Here is a 23,541-nt window from a genome sequence, read left to right on the forward strand (position 1 = left end):
CCGGTGCTGCACATTTGGTTCCGAAACAAACATACCTTTCCCCAATAAACCAGACTTGACGCCGCAGCGGGCCAAATCGTCGTTTTACACCTTTTGCATATGATCGGTTTCCGATAGGAAATCCGCAAGGAACAGCTCAGCCATTTGGAGTCCCCATGAACGTCAATATTCGTGACAACGGTTTCTTCACCCAGTCCCTTGCGGATCGTGACCCCGAGCTGTTTGGCTCGATCACATCCGAGTTGGGCCGCCAGCGCGACGAGATCGAGTTGATCGCGTCGGAAAACATCGTCTCTGCCGCCGTGATGGAGGCGCAGGGCTCGGTCATGACCAATAAGTACGCCGAAGGGTATCCCGGACGGCGCTATTATGGCGGTTGCCAATTCGTCGATGTTGCCGAGAATCTGGCCATCGACCGTGCCAAGCAGCTTTTTGGCTGCGAGTTTGCCAACGTCCAGCCGAACTCGGGTTCTCAGGCGAACCAGGGCGTATTCCAGGCCTTGATTCAGCCCGGCGACACGATTTTGGGGATGAGCCTGGATGCGGGTGGTCACCTAACCCACGGTGCAAAACCCAATCAGTCGGGCAAGTGGTTCAACGCGGTGCAATACGGTGTGCGCAAACAAGACAACATGCTGGACTACGATCAGGTCGAAGCACTGGCGAAAGAGCATCAGCCCAAGCTGATCATCGCCGGGGGTTCAGCCATCCCACGCCAGATCGACTTTGCCCGCATGCGCGAGATTGCCGACATGGTTGGTGCCTATCTGCACGTGGACATGGCGCATTTCGCCGGTCTGGTGGCGGCAGGCGAGCATCCCAGCCCCTTCCCCCACGCGCATGTGGCGACAACGACGACCCACAAGACCTTGCGCGGACCACGTGGCGGCATGATCCTGACCAATGATGAAGGTATCGCCAAGAAAGTGAATTCGGCGATCTTCCCCGGCATTCAAGGTGGCCCGCTGATGCATGTGATCGCCGCCAAGGCCGTAGCCTTTGGCGAGGCGCTGCGTCCCGAGTTCAAAAGCTATATCCAGCAGGTCGTGACCAATGCTCAGGCGCTGTCGGATCAGTTGATCAAGGGCGGACTGGATACGGTGACCCACGGCACTGACACCCATGTGGTGCTGGTCGACCTGCGCCCTAAAGGCGTCAAGGGCAACGCCACCGAACAGGCGTTGGGCCGCGCGCATATCACCTGCAACAAGAATGGCGTGCCGTTTGACCCGGAAAAGCCGACCATCACTTCGGGCATCCGTCTGGGCTCGCCCGCCGGAACCACCCGTGGATTTGGCGAGGTTGAATTCCGCCAGATCGCCGACTGGATCATCGAAGTGGTTGACGGCTTGGCCGCCAATGGCGAAGACGGCAACAGCGCCGTCGAAGCCAAGGTTAAGGCCGAGGTCGCAGACCTCTGCGCCAAGTTCCCGATCTATCCAAACCTGTAGTAAGGTTTAAACCTTACGACCCAAGCGGCGCCTGATGGGCGCCGTTTTTCGTCTGTCGGTCAAATAAAGCCCTGCCACCGCAAGAAAATAAGTAGCAGGACGGACAAGGCCAGCAGGTTGAACGCCAGCCCGCCCAGCATTCCCAAAAACCAACCCAATCGCCGGTCGGCAAGGTTGATACCGCTCAAATGCTCCTGAACCTGCTCGGACGCTCGCGCCAGTTTCTGAGCGTCCAATGTCAGCCGTAGCCTGGGATGGTCCGCCAATGGTTCGGCACGCGCCAATAGCAACGCTTGTTTATAAATACGGCGGGGCAGACGCCGCTTGGCCTTTCGGATCGAGGTTGTCAGAGTCGCATCTTTCACACCCAACTTCTTGCGCAGCAACTCAACCGTCTGCGCAATCTGGGTTTGGATGTCTGTGTTATCCGACATGGGCGAACCTCCGAGCCTGCCAATCTAACCACCGTTTGCGGGGGCGACAATGGGGCTGGTTGTTTCTGTTCTTGGCGGGTATCACGGCGCTATGCTGAACACGATCTTACATGGCGAACCTACGGCGAAACCTCCTGTTTTGATTGCCCATGGGCTGTACGGCTCTGCGCGGAATTGGGGTGTCATTGCCCGACGGCTGGCCGATGAACGGCAGGTCATCGCCGTCGACATGCGCAACCATGCCTACAGCATGTGGACCGATCAGCACAGCTATCCCGATCTTGCTGATGATCTTGCCGAGGTGATCGCGCATTTCGGCGGGCGCGCGGATGTGGTTGGCCACTCAATGGGTGGCAAGGCGGCGATGATGCTGGCCCTTCGACACGGTGATCTGGTGCGCAAGCTTGTGGTGGCGGACATCGCGCCCGTCGCCTATACTCACAGCCAGATCCAATTCATCGAAGCGATGCGTTCGGTTGATTTGACCAAGGTTGAGCGTCGTTCCGACGCATCCGAACAACTGGCCGCGCTGAATGTGGAAAAATCACTGCAAAGCTTTTTCACACAATCGCTGGACATCAAAGGACAACGCTGGTTGCTGAACCTGGATGTGCTGGCAGCCGAGATGCCCAAAATCATGGGCTTTCCACAAGTGGATGCAAGCTGGCAAGGTTCAGCGCTTTTTCTGTCGGGGGCCGAGTCAGATTATGTTCTGCCTCAGCACCGCGATTTGATCCGCGCGCTGTTTCCAGCCGCTAAATTCGCCAAAATTCCCGGCGCGGGCCACTGGCTGCACGCCGAGAAGCCGAGAGAGTTCGAGACTGCCGTCAGGACGTTTCTAAACGCCTGAGTCAGTCGCTAGAAACGTCGCCACCGCCATTGACCCAATCGGTGAGGCCGCCAAGGTTATAAACCTGTTCGTACCCCATATCTTTCAACAGCTTACCGGCCAGCGCCGCGCGACCACCGGCAGCACAGTATAAGACGATCGGTCGATCTTTCCGCAGCTCAGCGTCATGGGATTTCAAGGCATCGTCTGCACGGAATTCTAACCCCCCACGGGGGATATGATGAGCACCGCTGGCCCGCCCTGTCTGCTGCAGCTCTACGGCATCGCGCACATCCAGCAGCAGGCCGCCCTGCTCTATCAGGTGCTTCGCTTTGCCAACATCGATTCGCTCGACCACGGCATTTGCCGCCTCCATCATATCCTTTACAGTTTGCGGCATGCTCAGTCCTCCGATGAATTTCAGCGGAGGTTATCATGTCAAAAATGGAAGAGGTAGACTGGCCGTGCGGCCAGCCCCATTACTGTTCGCGGAAGGCGCGCGACATGCTGTCGGTCACTGGTTTCGCGATATAGGCCGCAAAGGTACGCTCTTCGGTCTGAATCATGATTTCAGCGGGCATACCCGGTGTTGGGATAAAGCCGCGCACGCGGTCAAGCTCTTCAGGCTGCAACGAGATGCGGGCCACATAAACCTCTTGTGGCGCACCGGCGCTATCTTCCATCACCGAGTCCGCCGACAGATAAAACACCTGACCATTCAGAACCGGCGTTGTCCGCTGGTTCAGGGCGACAAGACGCACCGTTGCATCTTGCCCGGTTACGACGCTGTCGATATCGGTGCGTGGAATCTGTGCTTCGATGATCAAAGGGGCGTCCGAGGGCAGGATCTCGGCGATTGGCACACCGGTCTCGATAACACCACCCGGTGTGTGATAGTGCATACGTATCACGGTCCCCGTGACCGGAGCCCGCACAACAGCGCGATCCAGAACACTGCGGGCCTGTCGGGCTTTTTCACGCACACTTTCCAGATCAGCATCGATCACGCCCAACTCGTCCAACGCAGCCTCACGATAGGCCGCACGGGTGCGATCAATCTGTTCCTCATATTTCAACAACATCTGGCTGATCTCAGAGGCTTCGGCCTGCAAGCGCGCCTGCTGCCCTTCAGCTTCGGCCTGTACGCGGCGGATCGTGTTCAGTTCCCCCTTTCGCACCAAACCTTTTTCAAACAGCGCCTGTTTCGTCTCAAGCTCTTCCTGAAGGATCTCTGATCGCCGAACCATGCTGTCCAACTGCGCCTCAAATCCGCTTGAGCGGATTCTCAGGGCTTCCATATTCCGTTCCAGCAATGCGATATCGTTCAGCAACGTTTTACGGGACAGATCAAAGGTGATCTTTTGACCATCGAGAATGGCCATCACCTCGGTATCGTCCGATTTAGCCGTCAATTCGGGTGAAAACTCAAGTCTCTGCAGCTCTTTGTATTCTGCATTCAGACGCTGGGACATGGCCTGAAGGCGAACTTTCCGGATAAACAGCTCGCGCTCATTGGCTTCGGCCGAGGTCTGGTCCAACGTCATCATCACCTGCCCGGCCTCAACATACTGACCTTCGACAACCTTGATATCCTGGATAATGCCGCCTTCGAGGTGCTGCACGATCTTGTTGCGCCCCGTGGCGACAAAGCTGCCTTGTGCGATCACGGCAGCAGCCAAGGGCGCCCGGAAGGACCAGACACCAAAACCGCCAAAGCAGATAACAAGCATGACCATCCCAATGACGACGAAGCGGCTGATAGAACGCGGAACTTCGGCATACCAAACCTCGGGCGATTTGGGATCGTTGTTCACGGGCACCAGTTCATTCATGTCGTACCCCCCTTACTGCTTTTGAATGCCGGGCTGATTACCGCGCGGCGCATTCAGTTGTTGCAGAACTTGTTCGCGATGACCAAACAGCGCCACACGGCCATCCGTGAGAAGCATGATCTTGTCCACCACGTTCAATAGCGTAGGCTTTTGCGTAATAACTACAACTGTAATCTTGCTTTCTTTGGCCTGTTCGATGGCCCGTGACAAAGCCTTGTCCCCCGCGACATCCAGGTTCGAGTTCGGCTCGTCCAAAACCACCATACGCGGATTGCCGAAGAACGCCCTCGCCAGTGCGATACGCTGCTTTTGACCGCCGGACAGGGGCGATCCATCGGCGGCCACTACGGTCTCATACCCTTGCGGCAGAGTTGCGATCATGTTGTGCACATCGGCCAGAACAGCGGCATCGTGGATTTGCTCATCCGTCGCATCACTCCGCATCCGGCCGATATTGTCCTTGATCGTACCGGGGAACAGTTGCACGTCCTGAGGCAGATATCCGATGCTTTCGCCAAACTGGCGCGGATCCCAGTTGCGGATGTCCATCAGGTCCAGACGGACACTGCCCGACGTTGGCAGGATTGATCCGACCAGTGTTTTACCCAGCGTGGTTTTCCCTGCACCCGAGTTCCCGATGATGGCCAACGTCTCACCCGGGTTCAGCGAGAAACTGATACCATTCAGCACGACGCGCTTGGTGCCGCCGGGAACATACAGCAAACGCTCAACGTCCAAACGTCCCTCGGGGCGCGGCAGCCGCAGCTTTTCAAATTGCAGCGCCGAGCTGGACAAAAGCTGATTGATCCGACCATAAGCCGCGCGGGTCAGCAAAAAGCCGTTCCAGCCTTCGATCGAGCCTTCGATCGGCGCAAAGGCCCGGCCTGCGATAATCGAGGCAGCAATGACCATCCCGCCAGTGATTTCACCCTGAAGGGCCAAAAACGCACCCCAGCCCAAAATGGCAATTTGGGTCAGCAAGCGAACGGCGCGGGAAATGGCGGCAAAGATCACATTCCGGTCCTGCGCGCGAACCTGCCACGTCAACGATTGCGCGGTGTCCCGTCCCCAAATCCGCACGGCTTCGGGGATCATAGCCAGAGCATTGATGATCTGACTGTTTCGAGACATCGAGTCGAGGTGCATGTTTGCCATGGACTGGGCCTTGTTTGCCTCGGCAAACGGTTTGGCCGTCATACGCTGGTTGACGAAGGCAATAACCATAAGCACCAGCGCCGTGACAATCACGATCGTGCCCAATTGAGGGTGTACCAAGAAGATCATCAGGATGAACAAGGGCGCGAAGGGCACATCCAGGAAGGAAATCAGCGTACCCGAGACCAGAAATCCACGCACTTGCTGTAGATCGCCCAGCGTCTGGTATTCACGCCCTGTGCCGTGCAGCGAAGCGTGCGCGGCTGCGCTTAGGATCGGGGCGCCAAGACGGGCCGCAACCTCGACCGCGGTCCGCATCAGCATGAACCGTCGGACAGCATCAAATGCCGACTGGAAAATCACCGCGCCCGCCACAATCGTTGTCAGCATGATCAACGTGTCCAACGACCGGCTGGTCAGGACGCGGTCACTGATTTGAAACAGATAAATCGGAATCGCCAGGATAAGGATATTCGTGGCGCACGTCAGAACCAGCACGAAGGACAGATTGCGATAAATCGCGCGCAGTGACGTCCGTAGCGTTTTCTGAAAGTCCTCGGGCGGGGTCCGCTTGTGAAATGTTTGGGGTGGCCCTTTACCATCACCGCCGCCTGAATTGCTGCGCAGCATTGGCTCATTCGCCTTGGCCTCGATAGTGGCACCCATGCGATCACCGCCGCCCGAGCGCGACGCGGGGGGTGAACGGTCGCTCGTTTTGTTGACGGTTTCTGGATCGGGGCCCTCGACGTCGGCCACCCCAGCACCGCTGCCCTGTTGGTCACTGTCCTTGGCAGGCTGCGGCTGCTTGCGCCGGAAGTAAGGTTCGGCGCGCAGTTTTGGTTCCTTTTTTTCTACTTTAGGTGCGGATTCTTTCTTTGCTTCTTGTGGCGCGGATTCCGCTTTTGCGACTTGAGGTGCGGATTCCGCTTTTGCGACTTGAGGTGCGGGATCTTTTTCTACGGCCTTATCGGCACCCGCATCGCTCTTGGCGGCTGCCTCTGTATTGCCGTCTTTCGGATCACTGATGCGTAAGTCTTCGCTTAGGCGTAATCCGGGAATTTTTTTCTGTTTCAATTTGGATTTGCTCGCACTTGGCGGCTTTGAGACAGCGCCACCGTTGCGATCCAACGGGCTGGCGTATCGTCTAGGACGCGACAGAAAAACAATCGACATGTCAAAACTTTCAGGTCACTCGTAACAAACAGGATACTAGGCTAGCATAGTTTGCAGCCCGTCGTCGATGGTTGCCATCTCGGAAGATGTAAGATTGGCCGCGTTTTCGACCTCATTTGCTGCTGCGTCGACCTCGTCCAACAGTATCGCAATCGCTTCATTGACCAGCTCGGGGTTTTCCCCCTCGGGGCTGTCAAACATGCTTGCCTGATGCAGCATCAATTCCGAATACTCGCCCTCTTGCGCCATGACGACCGAGTCCACGCCCATTTTGGTAACGCTGGCCGCATTCAACAGCGCATTACCGGCCCCCAGTGCCGAAACCTCTTCTCCGCCTGGGGTTTCTACGTACACATCGTCGTCATCCTGCAACATGGTGACCTGATCGATGACGTTGACCTGCATCAGATCGCCTTCGATCTTCAGCACCCGGATCAACTCGGTACCGGCGAACATCGGATCGTTCAGCAACGCGTCTTCCAGAGCGTCTGTATCTACTTCTTGCAGGTCCACGGTTGAGGCCAGATTGGCACTCATTTCTGTGTGAGAGTCTTGTCCCTCAGTTGTCAACGATACCTGGTTCATGACCAGATTGTCCTCGGCATCGGTAGTATGTGCGCCGTGAATCACATCGTTGTCCGTGAAAACGATGGTCTGGGTTACGACATCAACCGAGATCATGTCGCCCCCGATGATGATCATGTCGTAGTAGGTGCCCAGCTGAAGGATGTTGGTCACGTTGGTCAGGATGTTGTCCCCCAACGTGTAAGCCGTAGACGACGAGGTGATTTCGGTTGCGATGTGGTCGATATCTGTCGCGTCGATAAGCTGCTGTATGAAGTTGGTGACCAGCAAGTCACCCGAAATCCAGTCGATTGCGACAATCGGATCCTGTTCGGGATCTTCGGCGACATTGTATTCCAACCATGCTGCCTCATTGGCCTCGGTACTTATGTCCGAAGCCTGAAGCACTTGCGTGTTACTTTGCGCGCCCTCGCCCTGATCAACATCTGTGACGACTGCGACCTGGCTGACGAAGGTCAGGTTTACGGCTTGCCCGCCAACAACGATATTCGGGGCATCAACCCAGCCGACCGTCACTGCAACTTCATTTACGGCGAAGTTGCCCCCTGCGACGATCGAATGGCCGTCTTCGAATTCTTGGTCTTCGGACTGATCCCATTCGGCTGGTAAGTCGTCTGAGATATCGTCCTCGTCGTCGTCCTCTTCCAAATCCTTCTTGTGATGTTCGGGCATCAATTCCAGAAAGTCGGGCATTTCATCAACATGCTCGCCATTCACAATAATGCCTGTGGCTTCCTCACCTTGGAACTGATGAACGGTGACACCTTCGATATCGATAGTAACAAGCGACTGCATCTGTTCGATGAGGTGCTCAATCGCCTCACCGGACTGGTAATCCTGAATGTGGATCGAAGGGGTCTCAACCGCATGCAGGGACATCGCCACGGTTTTCAGCACCTGACCTTGCTCCATCAGGGCTTCGGCATCCCGGAAATCACCCTTGCCCACGACGTCGTTGTCGTTGAGGTGAATTTTCTGGACAGTGTAAGTAACCGCCGAGCCGATCAACTGATGGATAAACTCAGGCTTGAGGATCACGTTGAACTGTGCGCCATCCCCGAAACCCAGCGTTTCTGGAAAGAAAACATCTGGGCCCAACGCCGGGTTCGACATCAGGCCGGCATTTTCAACCGGCCCTGGGCTTACGGCCGGAGGGGGAAGATCAGACTTTAAGGGGGCAAACTTGTAGGATATCGGGCCGTAATCGCCCGGATCCATTTTCAAAGGAGCTTTTACGTCAATTCTTGTGGGGTCTTCCAGGTTCTCGAGTTCTGCCTTACGCCGCAGTGCAACAAATTCTTCGTACTGGTCCCGCCACCGGGCCTGCTCGGTCGTAAGTTCAAATGTTCCAACAAAATGTGCAATCTGTTCTGTAACACTGTCGAGCGACATACTGGTTCCCTTTCCCCGCGCCAGCCTAAAATTTCCGGCTTAGGTTAAGCTGTGCCGAGGCCGCCCAGTTGCGGCCCCCGCGTTGTCTTGAGAGGGATCAGAGCCCGCCAAAGCGGGCTCTGCCTCTTGCTTACACGTCGGTGTCGTCGGTCGCGTAGCTGGAGGACATGTTGCCACCAACCATCGTTGTATCGACCGAGTTGCCAAGAACGTTGGCACCCATGACGATCGACTGGTTGAAGGCTGCCGTGTCAACAACTGCCGCTGCAGATGCATGCGACTCGCCGCTCACGATGCCATCGCCACCGTTGTTCGAGCCCCAGGTTCCGGCGTTACCACCAGCACCACCGGTACCCGAGTTTGCACCAGTTGCGTTGCCCGCTTCTTGCGTGCCGCCCCAGGTGTCACCGATGTCGACAGATCCGTGGGCGTCGCCGCTCTGGCCACCTGTGGCTTGTGCAGCACCGCCGCCGCCACCGATGCCCGTTTCGGTCGTGCCATTCGAAGTGGCAGATCCAGCTGCGGTTGCATCGTTGTCGGAGTAGCCAGTACCGCCGTAGCCCGAGATTGCCTCGGCCAGGCTGTCAGCTGATCCGTCAACGTCGGACATTGCGAACACACCGGAGTCTCCGCCGTTTCCAGCGTCGTTGTCAGCGTCTGCCGAGCCAGCACCGGTTCCGGTCGAGGTCGCATCCAGATCGAGTGCGCCGCCGCCACCGCCAACGCCGTCAGCTGTCGCAGTTCCGGTACCATCAGCATCGGCTTTACCGTCGGTGTCGTTGGTTCCACCAGCGCCACCAGCCGAGTCGGCCGCCTGGTCGTTCTTGGCAAAGCCATCGGCATCACCCGCAGTCGGTGTAACGACCGAACCGGTTGCATCCTGATCGCCAATGCCTTTGGCGAAGGACTCAGCATCTGCGTCACCGCTGTCTGCGTCACCGCCAGGGCCGTTTCCGCCAGGACCGTTTCCGCCGATAGCGCCACCGCCTACGCCTTGGCCACCGTCTCCGGCACCAGCGTTGACGTTGCCACCTTCGTTGGTGTCACCACCACCGTTGCTGGCATCCGTACCCGCCAAGTTCAGGCCAGACAGGCCATTGCCCTGGTTGGTTGATGCAAGGGCTGCGTCGATCTGACCAGCATCGCCGGCTTCACCACCGCCACCAGTGCTTGCGCCACCAAGGCCCGCGGCTCCGTTTGCTTCGCCGCCGTCGCCTTCGCCGCCATCACCTGCGCCGCCATCGGCATCCGTGCCAGCAGCGCCAAGGCTTGCAGCTTTACCGAGACCGATGTTGCCACCCGAGGATGTCTCACCAGTTTCGTTTTCGCTTTCCGACTCGTTCTTGGCGAGGCCAATGTTGCCGGCACCACTGTCGCCGCCTTCTGCGCCGCCAGCCGATGCGTCATTGGCAGCAAGTGCGCCGCCTTTGGCAGCAGCAAAGCTGTCATTGTCGCCACCGATTGAGTCACCGTCGTTGGAAGCACCCGACAGACCAAGGCCAAGGCCCAGACCGATCGATCCGGCGTTGCCGCCGTCACCAGCGTCGCTGTCAGCGTCAGAAGAGTCAGCAAAGCCTTCGTTGTTGGCGCTGGAATCTGCATCGGCTTCGCCGCCATCGCCACCATCACCGCTTCCGTCAGCGTCTGCATAGCCTTTGCCAAAGTTCAGGCCCAGCGTTGCCGCATCACCAGACTCGCCGCCGTCTCCGGCTTCGGCATTGGTGTCAGCATCACCCGTTTCACCACCTGCAGCAGCCGCATTGGCACCTTTGGTGAAGGACAGAGTGCTTCCACCGAGGTTCGAACCGCCAGCACCGGAGTTGCCACCGTCTGACTGGGTGTCGATACCATCATCAGCAAATGCCAGACCACCTTTGGCGTCGCCGGACTGAGTAAACTCGCCGTCGTTCTTGACACTCGCGGAACCAAGGTTGTCAGCGTCGTTCAGCTCGGCCAACTGGCTGTTGATTGCCAGCATGTCGTTGCCTTGACCGTCCAGCGAGATATCCAGGTTCATGTCGTCGCCCGGATCATAGTCAAAGTCATTGCCGACCGTGATTACGTCTTCAACGGAACCACCTTCATAAACGTCAACATCGACCAGGTCGTTGTCTTCCTTCGGCATCCACTCACCCGGATCACCAAAGTCAACGTCGACTTTGTTCGTGTTGATGTTCTGGTCGTTGCCACCGTTTTTGACTTCGTTGGATTGCTGCTGCTGTTGCTTTTGATCCTGATCTACGTCCTGATCCTGATCCTGATCGACATCGGTATCTACATCAGTATCAACGTCCTGATCCTGATCGACATCGGTGTCCTGATCTTGGTCCTGACCGTTCAGGTTTGCGTTAATGTCCGTGTTTTCAACGCTTGCTTCGGATTCGGATACTGCATAGGTGCCCTCTGCAGTCACGTCCGCCAGACCTGAGGCTGTAACGTCGCCGGTCGTTTGTCTTTCTCTACCCATTTCAAAATTCCACTTACTAAGCGCCCGACCGTCATTCATCTACAAAACGGCTACTGGCGCGGTTGAAACAAAACTAAGGCTTACAGGCGCAACATGCGCTTGAAGCGGTCATGTACCGTGATTTCGTCTCCCACCTTCCTTTCCCGGCTAAGCCGATGGTGTGTCAGCGGTGCTACAGATTCGCGCAAATTCGCGATTCGCGGACACGTCAGGAATTACGCTTCCCAAATTGAAGCAGGTTCATGTTCGCAGCAGGATGGCGGGCTGAATAGCTGCCCTAAAGCATTAGACGATTTAAATATATGATTTAATTATACTTTTTTTGCGAATTTTCTGCGGCCGGCGGGTAACTACACGAAAATGCGGCGTAAATTCGGCAAAATGCTTAAAATCACAGTTCTCCTTTGTTTTTATTGGAAAACCGATTGGAAACCTAAACGAAAGTACTAGGCCAAACAGACAGGTGACCACAAAATGTTGATGGAAATTAGTCTTTCAGGTATAGTTACAAAAGCAGTCCAATTTTACTACGACTGCGTGCTGCTAGTTTTTTTTACGATTTCGTCACTGATTGCGTGGCGTGGTTTCATAGGGGGAAGTAATGAACAATCCGTTACAGGATAGTGTTGCCCGAATAAACGAATGTACCGAAGACTTCTCGATCAATTTTATTGGCAAGGAACTCTTCTTCTCAAATCAAACCCTGCGAAGTGTTGAGTCAGAGTTCGGCGTTGCCGCTCACAGGTATGAAGACGTCTCTGAATTGAGCGCCAGCGTTTCAGGCGGGATGACTGGAAAGATTGTCGTTGTCGATCAGATCATGTTGGACGATCTGCTCAGCCGGCCAGAAGTCTATACCGAAGCAGCTGGCTCCGGTTGCCTGGCCTTTGCCTATCGCAAAGAAGACGCGGCGCGTTCGCTTTTTGAAAACTGGGATCGGCGCCAATTCGGGGATATCGGATATCTGCCGATGAATGTCGCTCCGGATGTGTGGCGGTCCATTCTGCGGCTGTTGATGCATGAAGAGTTGTATCTGCCAAGTTTTGTGGCCGATTGCGTGTTGAAGCCGCAGAATCACAACAAGCCTTGTCTGGTGGCAGACAACCAGCCAGAGCCAAAAGAACCCAATCCGCTGTATTCACGACTGACGCGTCGGGAAAAGCAGGTGCTGCAACTGGCGTCCAAAGGACAGAGCAACAAGATCATCGCCTCTAACCTTGGCATTACCGAGCACACTGTAAAACTGCACATGCACAACGTTGCCGGCAAGATCGGAGTCAGCAACAGAACGGCGGCTGCGCAGTTTTACTTCGAAGTGACGTCAGACGAAGCGCGCGGCCAGACCGTTGACTGAGACATTGGAAACCCGATTTGACCGTCTGATCTTGCTGGTCGGCAAGCTGAACTACATGTGGACCAACACCGAAAGCCTGTTGATCCACCTGATTGCCGGCCTGAGCGGCACCAACAAGGATGTTGCTGTCATCATCTTCCTGACGCTCAACACCACGCGCGCGCGGATCGATCTTGTTGAACGCCTTGCCAAGATGGAGGGGCGCCCGGCCGAGATTCGTGATCCGATCCTTGAACACACGCAGCGGCTCAGCAAGCTGTCATCGATCCGCAACCGGTACAATCACTGTATCTATTCATTCGATGCTGAAAGCGGGAATCCCAAGACGATCTTAATGCGCATAGCGGACCGAAAAACCGATATCAAACTCGGACGTTCCGATACGGTTGATGAGCAAGCCATAAAAGAGATCGAAGATATCGTAGCGCAGTTGTCCGCCGCGAACCGTGATATCTGGCACCTGATCAGCAAACTCGGATTCCCCGTTTGATCAAAAAAACACCGACGCCCCCTGACCTGGGGTCGTCGAATTTTGAGTTTTTTGCTCCGCAACACGTGGGCCTTAAAACCCGCTTCCAAGCCTAGCTTGGGCGCAACCTTCCCTCACCGTCCCCGAGATGTTATTCTGCGGCCCATAGAAAAATTTGGACTTATCTAATTTAGTACTGCCGCCGGTTCCATTTGCATACACACAACCCCAGAGAGTCGGCATTTAAGACCCCGAAGTTGGCGTAGAGACGACATTTGCCAAAATAAGGTCAAGAAAATACCGCGTTTCATGCAGGTTTTCTGCAGTTATGCCGCTGTTTCGTCCCACTCGCCTTCTAACCTAAGCGCATTAGGCAGAGTAATCGCGGTTAAACAGTCATGAGACATTCCACGCTCGACAATGATCGGTTTCAAAGAAAACTGGATCTTCAAGCGCTCAGGCAGGTGACGCTCAACGTTTTGGTCGTTGATGACGAACCAAGCATTCTTGAGCTGCTACAATCGGCATTGCCAGAACTTGAAAACTGTACCGTTACGGTCGCGGACTCAGCTAACGCGGCACTTGAAAAGGTTCAGGCCGCGACAAGCCCATTCGACTGTCTGCTATTAGACATACAGATGCCGGGAACCACCGGGATTGAATTGCTCAAACAGCTCAGAAGAACACCAGAGTACATGGATACGCCGGTCATCATGCTGACCGCGATGGCCGATCATGACCATATCGAAGAGGCGTTTCTGGAGGGGGCATTTGACTACATCACCAAGCCGTTTGACTTCTTCGAGCTGCGCAGCCGTATGAATGCAGCCCACGTTCTGATGATGGAACGGATTCGGGCAAAAAGCTCGTCAGCTTCAATAAAAAACCTGCGCGAAAAACTCGATTTCAATCGGCAGTTCAGCTTCGAAGACCCGCTTTCGATCGAAGGGCTGGAACGGTGCTTGCGATATGTCGAGTTCGACAATTACGTTGATCAGCTTTCAAGAGGGCGCCGCTTTGATACCTGGGTTACAGCGGTCAAACTTCTGGGGGCCGAATACCGTTTTGACATGAGTGACTTTGGTATGTTTCGACGCGTCGTTTCCGACATCGGCAAATGCATTGAAAAGACATCCACGAAGGCAAAAGGTGTTTTCTCGTACCGGGGAAGCGGCGTGTTTCTCATTGTCACGCATGGGCGTGGCCTCACAAGCCAACTCCCGTCCGAAGAAGTCCTTAACCGAAAACTAAGAATGGTTCTCAGCAGTCGGCTGACGTCGTCGCATCTTAAGGTCGTGATGAGTTCGCCTGTTTCTATGCGATCTTTCTCGAAATCGGGCGCGATCTCAGCTTTGAACCTGGCATGCGAAAAAGTAAACGACAGAGAGAGGGCAATGAGCAAAAGCACAATTGTACAATCCCACGTGTACCCAAAAGAAGCACCCGTGCGCCAGGAACAGGTGACAGCAAGACTCTATGATACAGTTCTTCAAGAGCTGTACGGCGACGATACGTATCTGAATAGAAAATAGTCTGGATCAGGCCGAGCGGCTTTTCTGGGGTCTTCCGACGTCACGGTCTGCGGCGTTACGGCGCTCGTTCGGCTTCAAGTACAAGCGGACCACTGGTGCGCATCGTGAACGTCAAAACTGGTTCAGGCATTTCCGCTTTACCCAAGGAAAAATGCACGCGGCGCAGGACCGACGCCATCAGAACCATGATCTCTGTTTCTGCGTATTGGGCACCAATGCAGATTCTAGGGCCATCACCAAAGGGAATGTACTGACCACGCGGCAGTTTAGCCTCAAGGAACCGCTCTGGCCGATAGTGGTCCGGAGCCTCCCACAGTTTTTCATTCCTGTGCAGCGAGTAGACAGGGAAAAACAGCGCGTCGCCCTTTTCGATCTTTACACCCTTGATTTCGACGGATTCCGCGGCATCCCTGGCGAAAAACGCGGCAGATGGGTAAAGGCGCAGTGTTTCCTTCACATGCGCACGCAGCAGTGGCATGGATTCAAGGTCAGAAAACTCAATCAGACCTTCGGCGCGCACTGATCGAATTTCCCTGCGAATTCTGTTCTGTATATCGGGATTCAATGCCAGCAGATAATAGCCCCACGCCAATGCATTTGCCGAGGTTTCGTGACCTGCGACAACAAAGGTCAACAGGTTGTCAACTGTGGTCTCTTCGTCTTCGAAGTCCGTTTTCAATGCCTCAATCATGAAGTCAAGAAAGTCTCGGGGTTCGCTCCGGTTTTCAAGCCGACGCTGCTCGATCACTTGCCGGGCAAGTTCGCGCATCTTGGTCACAGGTGCCTTGCTGGCCAGCCATTTCTTTCGCGGCAACCATTTCGGCAGGCCCATTAAATCGAACAGAGAGATATCTGAGATGTACTTGAAATACGCGATTAGCCCTACGCGGATTTGTTCAGAGCTGACTTCTTTGTTGCCTGAGAAAATCACCCGAGAGATATTGGTCAAAGTCGATGCAGGCGCGACCTGAGATACATCCACAGAGCCTTCGTTTTCCACCAGTGACTCAGCGACCTCGGATCCTGTTTCTGCAAAGTAACGGGCAAGCGTCGGCAAATGTCTGGCCGCAAACAAAGGGGAATACCGCCGCCGTTGCTGGCGCCATTTCTCACCTTCGGAAAGGATCAGGCCGTTACCGACAGCCGATCCAATGATATCCTTGGTAAACTTGGCTTTCGGAAACGAACGCCCCTGTCCAACCAATAGTTCGGTGATCATTTCTGGGTCGCAGAAATAATGTATGTTCAACGGACCGCGCACGTAGGTCTCGCGCAGAGTTTCGGCTGGTATGACTTCGAGCATGTTTCGCCCTGCCGACCTTGCGAATTGAAGCAATGTCACCGGTTTTTCCGCAAGCCGCGCCGCAACCGGAGTGACGTCGAACTGCTTCATTTTCGTCATTCCAAACGCCGTCAAAACGCAGCTCCTTGGTGTATCTCAGCCTAACCTCGCCTCAATTTAGGTGGAAAATCGCCATATTAGCAACAAAATCATAGGCTTTTGGCTACAATGTGGGCAGTTGCGCAACAATAATGTCACCCGCTGATCCCACCGTAATTCAGTTAGAACTCAACAATTGGTGATGAGCGTCTGGATTATTGCCAAACTGTGAACCCAATTCCGACCAACTGCGTCCTCATTGTTCCGCTATCGCAGTTCCAAGAGTGTCAGAAACGAAGATTTTTAAATGACGGCCATCGATCCAGGGCAGTTGGACCGGTCAACCGGCGAGCCGGAAAACCGGCTTCTGCAAAACATCAAGGATTACACTGCCATGAGCTTTGCGCTCTTGTGGCAGCGTCAGGCTATTTTTCTGGCAACGACCATCCTGACAGGGTTCTTTTTCGACCCCATGAACGCGCTGTTGTTCTATGGAACGATCCTGGTCTGCGAAGCACAGGACCTGATGCTTGCAAAACGCGTGCCGCGGCTAAGGCCCGACCAGCACAAGGCCATTGCAATGATGGTCGCATGGATCATCCTGAATACGATCCTAAGTTCATTTGCGATTTGCGTTTATGCCATTTCCGTGGCATTGAAACAGCCCACTGGCGGGCACTTCACGCCCTTGTTCTTCCTGTTCGCTGCAGCGTTGTTTGCTGCAATGAACAATCACCAATTTGTCTGGGCGATGATTGTGCGCCTAACGATGTATGGTGTTTCGTTCATGGTGATTGTCGTAAGCGACATATGGATTGAACGCCCCGAGCTTTCTTCTGATCTTTGGTTGCAGTTTTTCACAGTCATTTTTGTCATGTACTTCCTGATCGACTGTTCCTTGGTGTTTCTCAAGCTCTACCGCAGAAATCTTGAACAGCTTGAAAAGTTAAAAGAAGAACATGAGAGAACAAAAGCAGCGTATGTTGCCAAGTCTCAGTTCATTTCAACCGTCAGTCATGAACTGCGCACACCCCTGACTTCCATCAAAGGTTCACTTGATCTGATCAACTCCGGCGCTCTGGGTGAGGTTCCTGCCCCCATGCAAAACCTTGTTCAACTGGCAAGCAAAAACAGCGAACGCCTTGCTTCACTGATCAACGACGTGCTGGACATTCAGAAAATGGAAGCCGGCGAAATGAGCTATCGTGAGGGCACGATCGACGTACACGAACTGATCCGCGAAGCAATTGCGTGTAACTTGGGATATGTCAGCGCTCATAGCGTGGAAATCACCGAGGATATCCGCGGCAAGGACAAGGTCTTTATCAAGGGGGATGACTCGCGGCTACTGCAAGTGTTGGCAAACATGATTTCCAATGCGGCCAAGTTTTCCTTCGAAGGCGGTACAGTCATCGTCGGCTGCGAAAAAATGGGGACGCATATACGAATTTTTGTAAGAGACCAAGGCGTCGGCATTCCAAAAGGCAGTCGGGAAAAGGTTTTTGACCGTTTCTCGCAGATCGACTCATCAGATGAACGGCACGCAGGTGGCACAGGGCTGGGGATGCATATCTCGAAGGAAATTGTTGAGCATTTTGGTGGCCGAATTGATTACCACAGCGTTCTTGGCAAAGGCTCGGTATTCTTTATTGAGTTGCCCATCCTGAAAAGCAGCACATCGGAACCTGACGAACCGGCGCGCGCCATGCAGATTGGGTAGGCGTCGCTGGCATCGTCTTTCGGTTTCGAATATCTGCCAGACCGATTACAGTTTTCTGGCAACAACATAGTGGCTTGTTAGTGTTCCGGTCTGATCCCCGACCTCAACGATGTCGAAGCCCGCGGTCTTGATTTTCTGTTCGAGAATGTCTGGGGTAATGAAGGACACAAACGGTGCCTTACCAATGGCCTGCATTACCGGAATCGCGACCTTGCTGATCAGGGTGAATTTCCAGCCACCACGTGCAGGGGCGCATACGGTTTTCGAGATGAAAAGACCGCCCGGTTTAATCAGCGCGGCTATGGATGCAAGGGCGCGGTCAAGCTCGGGCAGAAGATGTAACAAGTTATGCGCCAGTACGGCATCGTATGGTGCTTCGGCACTTGAATGATCAGAAACCTCCGCCACTTTAAACGTGACATTTTTCAAGCCTTCGCCTGCAAGCTTTTCGTTGGCAATCTCGATCATTCCCGGCGCAATGTCAGTGGCGGTGATGTGCGCAACATCTGGTGCGATCAGCAGGGCTGTCGATCCGGTGCCGCACCCGATTTCCAACACGTTGTCTGCTGGTTTCAAATAGGATTTCGTACGCTCAAGTGTCTTGCGGTACCCGTCCATGTCGCGGATAGGGCTGGACGCATATTTACGAGAAATTTTGCTCCAGAATGCGGCGTCTTTGGGTAAGGCTCCCATTGTCAAACTCACTTATTCAAAATGCGGTGTGGGCGCGTCATACGCTGCCATGTGATTTAATGGAATTGCGTCTGTTTGCAGTAGTGATATGCATAAATGCATGAATTGGGGGGCGATCAACTTTGACTGGAACCAGGTGCGTTCGTTTTTGGCAACCGCCGAAAAAGGGTCTTTTTCTGCGGCCGCGCGCGTGCTTGAGCAATCCCAGCCAACCGTTGGTCGTCAGGTGGCTGCGTTGGAGCATTCGCTTGGCGTGACATTATTCGAACGTGTCGGCAAGTCGCTGAACCTAACCAGCGCTGGCGAGGAGTTGCTGGTTCATGTTCGGGAAATGGCCGATGTCGCAAATCGGATTTCCATAACTGCGACGAGCCAATCTAACACCATTGAGGGACAGGTCAGGATAACGGCATCTGACGTTATGTCCGTCTACCAACTGCCGCCCATCATCAAGCAAATACGTGAAATGGCCCCGCGCCTGGAAATTGATGTCGTTGCGGCCAACGACCTGCGTGACATCCAGCGCCGCGAAGCAGATATCGCCATCCGACATGTTCGCCCGACCCAACCGGACTTGATTGCAAAGCTGGTGGCCGAGGCAAACGCGCATTTCTATGCCGCCTCATCTTACCTTGATCAGGTCGGGCGTCCGAAAACCGAAGACGACCTTGCCAAGCTTGATTTTGTTGGTTTCGGGGATGTGACAACGATGATTGGCCTTCTCAACTCTGCCGGTATTCCTGTGACTGCGCAGAACTTTCGTACAGGGTCGAAAACAGGGATCGTTGCTTGGGAATTGGTGCGCTACGGCCTGGGTGTTAGCGTGATGGCGGACGAGGTCGCCGCAATGACACCCGGCGTCGAAAGAGTACTTCCAAGTCGTGAACCCTTTAGATTTCCGATCTGGCTGACAACACATTCTGAACTGCATACCGCAAGGCGCATCAGGCTGGTTTTCGACCATTTGGCCAAGCAATTGCGCAACTACGCATGATCGCCCGACGATGGGCGCGGATACCCAAACTGCTTTGCGTTCGTCACGAAAGGATTCTGTCGCGGACCAGAGGGTGCGCCGTCCGTTGAAATGGTCGGAGCCAGCGGAAAACCAGTGAAAGCGGCAGTTATCAGATCACGTCGAAATCCGTCAGGTCAGTTCGTATAAACATCAAGCTCACCAATGTTTTTCGCCCGAACGCGGAATTGACTGCTGAACCGCTGCCTGTGGAATTCGTTCAACTCATTCCAAAACTCACGGCTCAGCCTTATTCCACCCAACACGCCGTTTCCGTTTACGATGTCGTCAGAGTGGACCTGCTCCAACCGTGCCGCCTTGTTAACCTCGGGACCGATCATTGTGAATTGGTGGCGGGTTGCCGATCCGAAATCCCCGCTGACCACCAATCCCAAATGCAACCCGATCCGCAGTGACAAGGGCTCGTTCCCAATTCTGATTTTTTCAACATTTCGGGCTGCTTGCTCTGCGGCATTAAGAGCTTGGGTACAAACTGCCGTGGCACTGTCGCTTTTGTGTTTCATGACCCAAAACGCCATCAACCCGTCACCGATAAATTTGTCTATGTGACCGCCAGCATCCAAAACGGGCGCGGTTTGTGCGTTAAAAAAACGTTGGACGACATCCGCAACCCGTTCCGGCGCTGTCTTCAACGTGAACCTGCTGAAATCTACAACATCCGAAAACCAGATGACCGCGCGCTCAACAACGTAGTCGGCCTGATGTTCGCTGCCTGACTGCATTCGGCGGCTCAGGGCGTACTGGTTTGTATAGGCGTGAAGAATCCGTGTGTCGTCTGCCAGTTGACGACCCAGAGAAGCCGTCTTTCTGGTGGCATTCCGCAGCTTGATCGAGATGATTTTTGCGATGTTTCGCCAAATAACACCAGCTTCGGGATGTTCCTCGATTTTCGATTTGTCGATAATCAACACTTCTACGTTGCTTTCGTCGGCGACCAATTCATAGACGCGGCGATATCCGTTCCCTGCCAAATGCTGCTCGCCGATCACTTCATTTCGGCGCCTGACGAACAACGTGTGGTGGTTCAGCCTTACGGCCACTGAACCGGTAACGATAACCCAAAGGCATTCGGCAGGATCACCCGGCTGGCAGATATTTTCACCTTCGGCATACCTGTATGGCCGCGGTTCCAGTGCCAGGGGGTCTTTTACATCGTCCACCAAACCGCAGAGCGACAAAGCTTCTTCATGATCTGCGTTGAGACTCTTGATCCGAGTAATCGGTGACTTGCTTGTCATTTCCAAAACCCCCAACCGTTATGCAGCGCCTTAACCGCCCGGAAACAGCCGCGCGCCGCCAAGATCGTCTCAGCGTATGACGTGAACCGAACACTTCGCGTGATGAACGACCCTGTTTGCAGTTGTCCCAAGGAATATGTCTTCGAAACCGGGTTTGTGCGACGCCAGGATAATGCAGTCGATGTCATGTTCATTTGCGAAATCGACAATCGCCCTGCCTGCGTGCCCGGATATCAGATACGCCTTCGCATTGGGAAGTTCCGCGGCGCTTTTACTCAGCTGCTCCTGAATCTCATGCCGCGTGTGCGCAAGAACATCGTTCGGAATCTGAGAGGCTGCATACGCTGGGATCGGTTCCTGGACGTGCACGACAGAGTAAGCCGCGTCCGCATCGGCAAGCAGGCGCGCAGCTTGAAAGGACGCCTGCGTGTCATGGGCCTTGTCCAAAGCAACCGGGATCAGGATGTTTTTGTACATTTGAAATATTCCTTCCTGTCGCCGAAGACTTCAATCTGACTTGTTTGGCTACAAAGCCCTAGACCGGTTCAGATTTTGAAGATTTTCCAACTTTTTTTGCGGCCGACGCGACGTCATCAACCGTTTTTTCGACGGCCTCCGCCTCGGTTTCGGCAACATACGCGGCGCAACGGGTCATCGTTTCGAACCATTCCTGGGCATCCGCCACTAACCGTTCGGCTGAATGGCGCTGCCATTCCGCCATGCTCTGCATGGCCTTGGACGGGTCAGACGGGTTCGCAGATGAGGCGGTACGCGCTGCTTGCAGCGCCGAACGAACGGCTTCGTGACGCCGCTCGAACCAGTGCTTGGCAAAAACCTCGGTCTCTTCGAGCATTTTCTCCTGCGCGTCCCAAAACTGTTCGATCTGCGCACTGAACGGAGAACTGCCTAACGAAGGTGGCTGCATTTGTTTGAACACCTCGACAAGACTGGTCGGGTAACTTGGGTTTGACTTTTTGTTTGGCATCGTAAGTTACTCCTCTTTCCCTGAATGGCTAAGTTTAGCATGCGCCGCGGGGTTCTGCCTTATCCCAGATCAACAACACATTTTGCTTTCAGTTTCCGACAGGACCTTTGGCAAAACAAATGCCTTTATGCATGAACGCGACACCAAGACCTGCCCTATACCCGCCGCACCGTCTGGCGGTCCGTAAAGCAAGCCAAATAGATCGTCGTCCCGCCCCGGTATTGTTGCTTCAAAGGAAAATAGGGCGGTTCCCAACGATCAGCCTCGCAGACCCGCGGTATCCTTTGATTGATACAGATCAAGGCGGCAAAAGCATCCACCCATTGAAGATATGAATGTTTCGTCGTGATTTATATGCGCATACCGGACTTATACCCTAAAGCGATGACCTTGCGGCGTAAAACCACCCCGACAGTGGGTGCGGTGTGCGCAATACAGAGCCTCTTGTCGTCAATCAGAACGTTTGATGCTCAGCCGTTCAGATTTGTGACACGCATCACGTATTTCGCCTGCGCCGCTACCGGCGGACCGAAACACCACTGCAGGCGCATTTAGCGCCGACCAACTTGAAGAGCACCTGACAGGCAGAATGGATGAACACGGAAGCACCAACGGAACAGAAACTCAAAAGAGCGCTGACAGCTCCGATGTTGACGCTCTACGGTCTTGGGGTCACTGTCGGTGCGGGAATTTACGTGCTCGTTGGTGCAACAGCGGACATCGCAGGGCCTTATGCTGCGTTTTCATTTGTTATTGCCGCGCTTGTCGTGTCACTGACCGCGCTGTCTTACGCGGAACTGGCAACGCGCTATCCTGTCAGCGCAGGCGAGGCCGCCTATGTCGCCGCCGGATTTCAACGGGACTGGATGGCGGTGCTTGTGGGCCTTGCGGTCGCGGCATCAGGAATAATTTCCGCCTCTGCGGTCGCGATTGGTGCCGCCTCGTATCTGCATGCCTTGACGGGTTTTGGAACACCCCTTCTGACTGTGGGCGTTGTTTTGATTATGGGCCTGATCGCATTGTGGGGCATCACAGAATCCGTGTTCATCGCTGCCGTCATAACAATCATCGAAATTGCCGGGCTTCTTTTTGTCATTGGTTGGGGTGTGTCGATACACGACCCTCAGGGATATGCCGTCACTTCGATGATCCCACCGTTGGAGCCCGGCGCATGGAAAAGCATATTCGCCGCCTCGCTTCTGGCTTTTTTTGCGTTCGTCGGCTTTGAAGATATGGCAAATGTCGCCGAAGAGGTAAAAGAGCCTACCCGCACGATTCCCAAGGCGATCTTGCTCACACTCGCGCTGGCCACGGTACTGTATCTTGGCACGTCAATCACCGTTTTGAATGTTGTTCCTATCGATAGACTCGCAAACTCTGCGGCTCCACTTGCGTTGGTGTTCTCTGAGGCTCCCGAGGCGATCAAAAAGGGCTTTTCGGCCGTCGCAATCGTAGCAACGGTCAATGGTGTCCTGATCCAGATGATAATGGCATCACGGGTGATCTATGGGCTTGCTGACCGCGATCACCTACCCAAAGTCTTGGCAATTGTACCCAAGGTCACCCGCACGCCCGTCGTCGCGACGCTGTTGGTTGTCGCAACGATCCTTTTATTGACCCAAACCCTTCCAATCGGGATTCTGGCAGAACGCACGTCGCAGATCGTTCTAGGCGTGTTTGTTTTGGTCAACCTTTCGCTGATCCTGTTGAAAAGGGCACCAGCCTCAGCCGAAAAACACTTTCGAGTGCCTCTTATTGTGCCGATCTTGGGTGTCTTGACCAGTTCATTGCTTTTCGCAGCCGGGTTTCTTTGAGTAA

General features: G+C 54.5%; 19 protein-coding genes. 8 read left to right on the top strand and 11 right to left on the bottom strand.

Annotation, left to right across the window (positions count from 1 at the left end):
- The first annotated feature begins 155 nt into the window (after positions 1 to 155).
- Complete coding sequence (gene glyA, locus ACXAET_RS07705) at positions 156 to 1,451, top strand: serine hydroxymethyltransferase (protein ID WP_475183500.1); 1,296 nt, start codon at positions 156 to 158, stop codon at positions 1,449 to 1,451.
- A gap of 59 nt (positions 1,452 to 1,510) precedes the next feature.
- Here the strand turns inward: glyA and ACXAET_RS07710 are convergent, their stop codons facing one another.
- Positions 1,511 to 1,885: a hypothetical protein gene (locus ACXAET_RS07710; protein ID WP_475183502.1), complete on the bottom strand. Its 375-nt coding sequence runs from the start codon at positions 1,883 to 1,885 to the stop codon at positions 1,511 to 1,513.
- Between the two features lie 49 nt (positions 1,886 to 1,934).
- Here ACXAET_RS07710 and ACXAET_RS07715 point away from each other — a divergent pair, with 49 nt between their 5' ends.
- Complete coding sequence (locus ACXAET_RS07715) at positions 1,935 to 2,735, top strand: alpha/beta fold hydrolase (protein ID WP_475183504.1); 801 nt, start codon at positions 1,935 to 1,937, stop codon at positions 2,733 to 2,735.
- Between the two features lies 1 nt (position 2,736).
- Here ACXAET_RS07715 and ACXAET_RS07720 read toward each other — a convergent pair whose 3' ends face one another.
- The 5 genes from ACXAET_RS07720 to ACXAET_RS07740 all read right to left on the bottom strand — a co-directional run bounded on the left by ACXAET_RS07720 (position 2,737) and on the right by ACXAET_RS07740 (position 11,318).
- Positions 2,737 to 3,114, bottom strand: a complete 378-nt coding sequence (locus tag ACXAET_RS07720) for a rhodanese-like domain-containing protein (protein WP_475183505.1) — start codon at positions 3,112 to 3,114, stop codon at positions 2,737 to 2,739.
- Between the two features lie 79 nt (positions 3,115 to 3,193).
- On the bottom strand, positions 3,194 to 4,546 hold the full coding sequence (locus ACXAET_RS07725; protein WP_475183507.1) for an HlyD family type I secretion periplasmic adaptor subunit: 1,353 nt from the start codon (positions 4,544 to 4,546) through the stop codon (positions 3,194 to 3,196).
- Between the two features lie 12 nt (positions 4,547 to 4,558).
- The gene (locus ACXAET_RS07730; RefSeq protein ID WP_475183509.1) at positions 4,559 to 6,874 is read right to left on the bottom strand and encodes a type I secretion system permease/ATPase; all 2,316 of its coding nucleotides are present in this window, start codon (positions 6,872 to 6,874) and stop codon (positions 4,559 to 4,561) included.
- Between the two features lie 36 nt (positions 6,875 to 6,910).
- On the bottom strand, positions 6,911 to 8,851 hold the full coding sequence (locus ACXAET_RS07735; protein ID WP_475183510.1) for a type I secretion protein: 1,941 nt from the start codon (positions 8,849 to 8,851) through the stop codon (positions 6,911 to 6,913).
- 130 nt (positions 8,852 to 8,981) lie between these two features.
- Positions 8,982 to 11,318 carry a hypothetical protein gene (locus ACXAET_RS07740; protein ID WP_475183512.1) on the bottom strand — a complete coding sequence of 779 codons (2,337 nt, stop codon included), beginning with the start codon at positions 11,316 to 11,318 and terminating at the stop codon, positions 8,982 to 8,984.
- A gap of 601 nt (positions 11,319 to 11,919) precedes the next feature.
- Between ACXAET_RS07740 and ACXAET_RS07745 the strand changes: the two genes are divergently transcribed.
- The 3 genes from ACXAET_RS07745 (at position 11,920) to ACXAET_RS07755 (ending at position 14,673) form a co-directional block, all read left to right on the top strand.
- Positions 11,920 to 12,672 (top strand): helix-turn-helix transcriptional regulator, encoded by a 753-nt coding sequence (locus tag ACXAET_RS07745; protein WP_475183514.1) that lies wholly within the window; start codon positions 11,920 to 11,922, stop codon positions 12,670 to 12,672.
- Positions 12,665 to 13,162 (top strand): hypothetical protein, encoded by a 498-nt coding sequence (locus ACXAET_RS07750; protein WP_475183515.1) that lies wholly within the window; start codon positions 12,665 to 12,667, stop codon positions 13,160 to 13,162. Before ACXAET_RS07745 ends, ACXAET_RS07750 begins: the two co-directional genes overlap by 8 nt.
- 458 nt (positions 13,163 to 13,620) lie before the next feature.
- A complete protein-coding gene (locus tag ACXAET_RS07755) occupies positions 13,621 to 14,673 on the top strand; it encodes a response regulator (RefSeq protein WP_475183517.1) in 1,053 nt (350 codons plus the stop codon).
- A gap of 55 nt (positions 14,674 to 14,728) precedes the next feature.
- On the opposite strand, the gene ACXAET_RS07760 is transcribed toward ACXAET_RS07755, so the two are convergent.
- Positions 14,729 to 16,075: a cytochrome P450 gene (locus ACXAET_RS07760; protein WP_475183519.1), complete on the bottom strand. Its 1,347-nt coding sequence runs from the start codon at positions 16,073 to 16,075 to the stop codon at positions 14,729 to 14,731.
- Between the two features lie 286 nt (positions 16,076 to 16,361).
- Here ACXAET_RS07760 and ACXAET_RS07765 point away from each other — a divergent pair, with 286 nt between their 5' ends.
- Positions 16,362 to 17,774, top strand: a complete 1,413-nt coding sequence (locus tag ACXAET_RS07765) for a sensor histidine kinase (protein ID WP_475183521.1) — start codon at positions 16,362 to 16,364, stop codon at positions 17,772 to 17,774.
- A 45-nt stretch (positions 17,775 to 17,819) separates the two neighbouring features.
- On the opposite strand, the gene ACXAET_RS07770 is transcribed toward ACXAET_RS07765, so the two are convergent.
- The gene (locus ACXAET_RS07770; protein WP_475183522.1) at positions 17,820 to 18,467 is read right to left on the bottom strand and encodes a class I SAM-dependent methyltransferase; all 648 of its coding nucleotides are present in this window, start codon (positions 18,465 to 18,467) and stop codon (positions 17,820 to 17,822) included.
- A gap of 88 nt (positions 18,468 to 18,555) precedes the next feature.
- On the opposite strand from ACXAET_RS07770, the gene ACXAET_RS07775 reads away from it, so the two are divergent.
- On the top strand, positions 18,556 to 19,461 hold the full coding sequence (locus ACXAET_RS07775) for a LysR family transcriptional regulator (RefSeq protein ID WP_475183524.1): 906 nt from the start codon (positions 18,556 to 18,558) through the stop codon (positions 19,459 to 19,461).
- Between the two features lie 155 nt (positions 19,462 to 19,616).
- On the opposite strand, the gene ACXAET_RS07780 is transcribed toward ACXAET_RS07775, so the two are convergent.
- The 3 genes from ACXAET_RS07780 to ACXAET_RS07790 all read right to left on the bottom strand — a co-directional run bounded on the left by ACXAET_RS07780 (position 19,617) and on the right by ACXAET_RS07790 (position 21,723).
- Entirely contained in the window at positions 19,617 to 20,738 is a 1,122-nt protein-coding gene (locus tag ACXAET_RS07780) for an adenylate/guanylate cyclase domain-containing protein (protein WP_475183526.1), read from the bottom strand.
- Positions 20,739 to 20,807: 69 nt separating this feature from the next.
- Positions 20,808 to 21,215, bottom strand: coding sequence for a universal stress protein (locus ACXAET_RS07785; protein WP_475183528.1), 408 nt, complete (start codon positions 21,213 to 21,215; stop codon positions 20,808 to 20,810).
- Positions 21,216 to 21,273: 58 nt separating this feature from the next.
- On the bottom strand, positions 21,274 to 21,723 hold the full coding sequence (locus ACXAET_RS07790) for a phasin family protein (protein WP_475183530.1): 450 nt from the start codon (positions 21,721 to 21,723) through the stop codon (positions 21,274 to 21,276).
- Positions 21,724 to 22,316: 593 nt separating this feature from the next.
- On the opposite strand from ACXAET_RS07790, the gene ACXAET_RS07795 reads away from it, so the two are divergent.
- Positions 22,317 to 23,537 carry an APC family permease gene (locus ACXAET_RS07795; RefSeq protein WP_475183532.1) on the top strand — a complete coding sequence of 407 codons (1,221 nt, stop codon included), beginning with the start codon at positions 22,317 to 22,319 and terminating at the stop codon, positions 23,535 to 23,537.
- The last annotated feature ends 4 nt before the right edge of the window (positions 23,538 to 23,541 follow it).

The sequence above is a fragment of the Ruegeria sp. AWH4_226 genome, from assembly GCF_056159225.1.

What these genes read in the sequence shown, in the direction of transcription:
- glyA (WP_475183500.1), top strand. Translation starts at nt 156, where the DNA reads ATGAACGTCAATATTCGTGACAACGGTTTCTTCACCCAGTCCCTTGCG.
- ACXAET_RS07710 (WP_475183502.1), bottom strand. Translation starts at nt 1,885, where the DNA reads ATGTCGGATAACACAGACATCCAAACCCAGATTGCGCAGACGGTTGAG.
- ACXAET_RS07715 (WP_475183504.1), top strand. Translation starts at nt 1,935, where the DNA reads ATGGGGCTGGTTGTTTCTGTTCTTGGCGGGTATCACGGCGCTATGCTG.
- ACXAET_RS07720 (WP_475183505.1), bottom strand. Translation starts at nt 3,114, where the DNA reads ATGCCGCAAACTGTAAAGGATATGATGGAGGCGGCAAATGCCGTGGTC.
- ACXAET_RS07725 (WP_475183507.1), bottom strand. Translation starts at nt 4,546, where the DNA reads ATGAATGAACTGGTGCCCGTGAACAACGATCCCAAATCGCCCGAGGTT.
- ACXAET_RS07730 (WP_475183509.1), bottom strand. Translation starts at nt 6,874, where the DNA reads ATGTCGATTGTTTTTCTGTCGCGTCCTAGACGATACGCCAGCCCGTTG.
- ACXAET_RS07735 (WP_475183510.1), bottom strand. Translation starts at nt 8,851, where the DNA reads ATGTCGCTCGACAGTGTTACAGAACAGATTGCACATTTTGTTGGAACA.
- ACXAET_RS07740 (WP_475183512.1), bottom strand. Translation starts at nt 11,318, where the DNA reads ATGGGTAGAGAAAGACAAACGACCGGCGACGTTACAGCCTCAGGTCTG.
- ACXAET_RS07745 (WP_475183514.1), top strand. Translation starts at nt 11,920, where the DNA reads ATGAACAATCCGTTACAGGATAGTGTTGCCCGAATAAACGAATGTACC.
- ACXAET_RS07760 (WP_475183519.1), bottom strand. Translation starts at nt 16,075, where the DNA reads ATGACGAAAATGAAGCAGTTCGACGTCACTCCGGTTGCGGCGCGGCTT.
- ACXAET_RS07765 (WP_475183521.1), top strand. Translation starts at nt 16,362, where the DNA reads ATGACGGCCATCGATCCAGGGCAGTTGGACCGGTCAACCGGCGAGCCG.
- ACXAET_RS07770 (WP_475183522.1), bottom strand. Translation starts at nt 18,467, where the DNA reads ATGGGAGCCTTACCCAAAGACGCCGCATTCTGGAGCAAAATTTCTCGT.
- ACXAET_RS07775 (WP_475183524.1), top strand. Translation starts at nt 18,556, where the DNA reads ATGCATAAATGCATGAATTGGGGGGCGATCAACTTTGACTGGAACCAG.
- ACXAET_RS07780 (WP_475183526.1), bottom strand. Translation starts at nt 20,738, where the DNA reads ATGACAAGCAAGTCACCGATTACTCGGATCAAGAGTCTCAACGCAGAT.
- ACXAET_RS07785 (WP_475183528.1), bottom strand. Translation starts at nt 21,215, where the DNA reads ATGTACAAAAACATCCTGATCCCGGTTGCTTTGGACAAGGCCCATGAC.
- ACXAET_RS07790 (WP_475183530.1), bottom strand. Translation starts at nt 21,723, where the DNA reads ATGCCAAACAAAAAGTCAAACCCAAGTTACCCGACCAGTCTTGTCGAG.
- ACXAET_RS07795 (WP_475183532.1), top strand. Translation starts at nt 22,317, where the DNA reads ATGAACACGGAAGCACCAACGGAACAGAAACTCAAAAGAGCGCTGACA.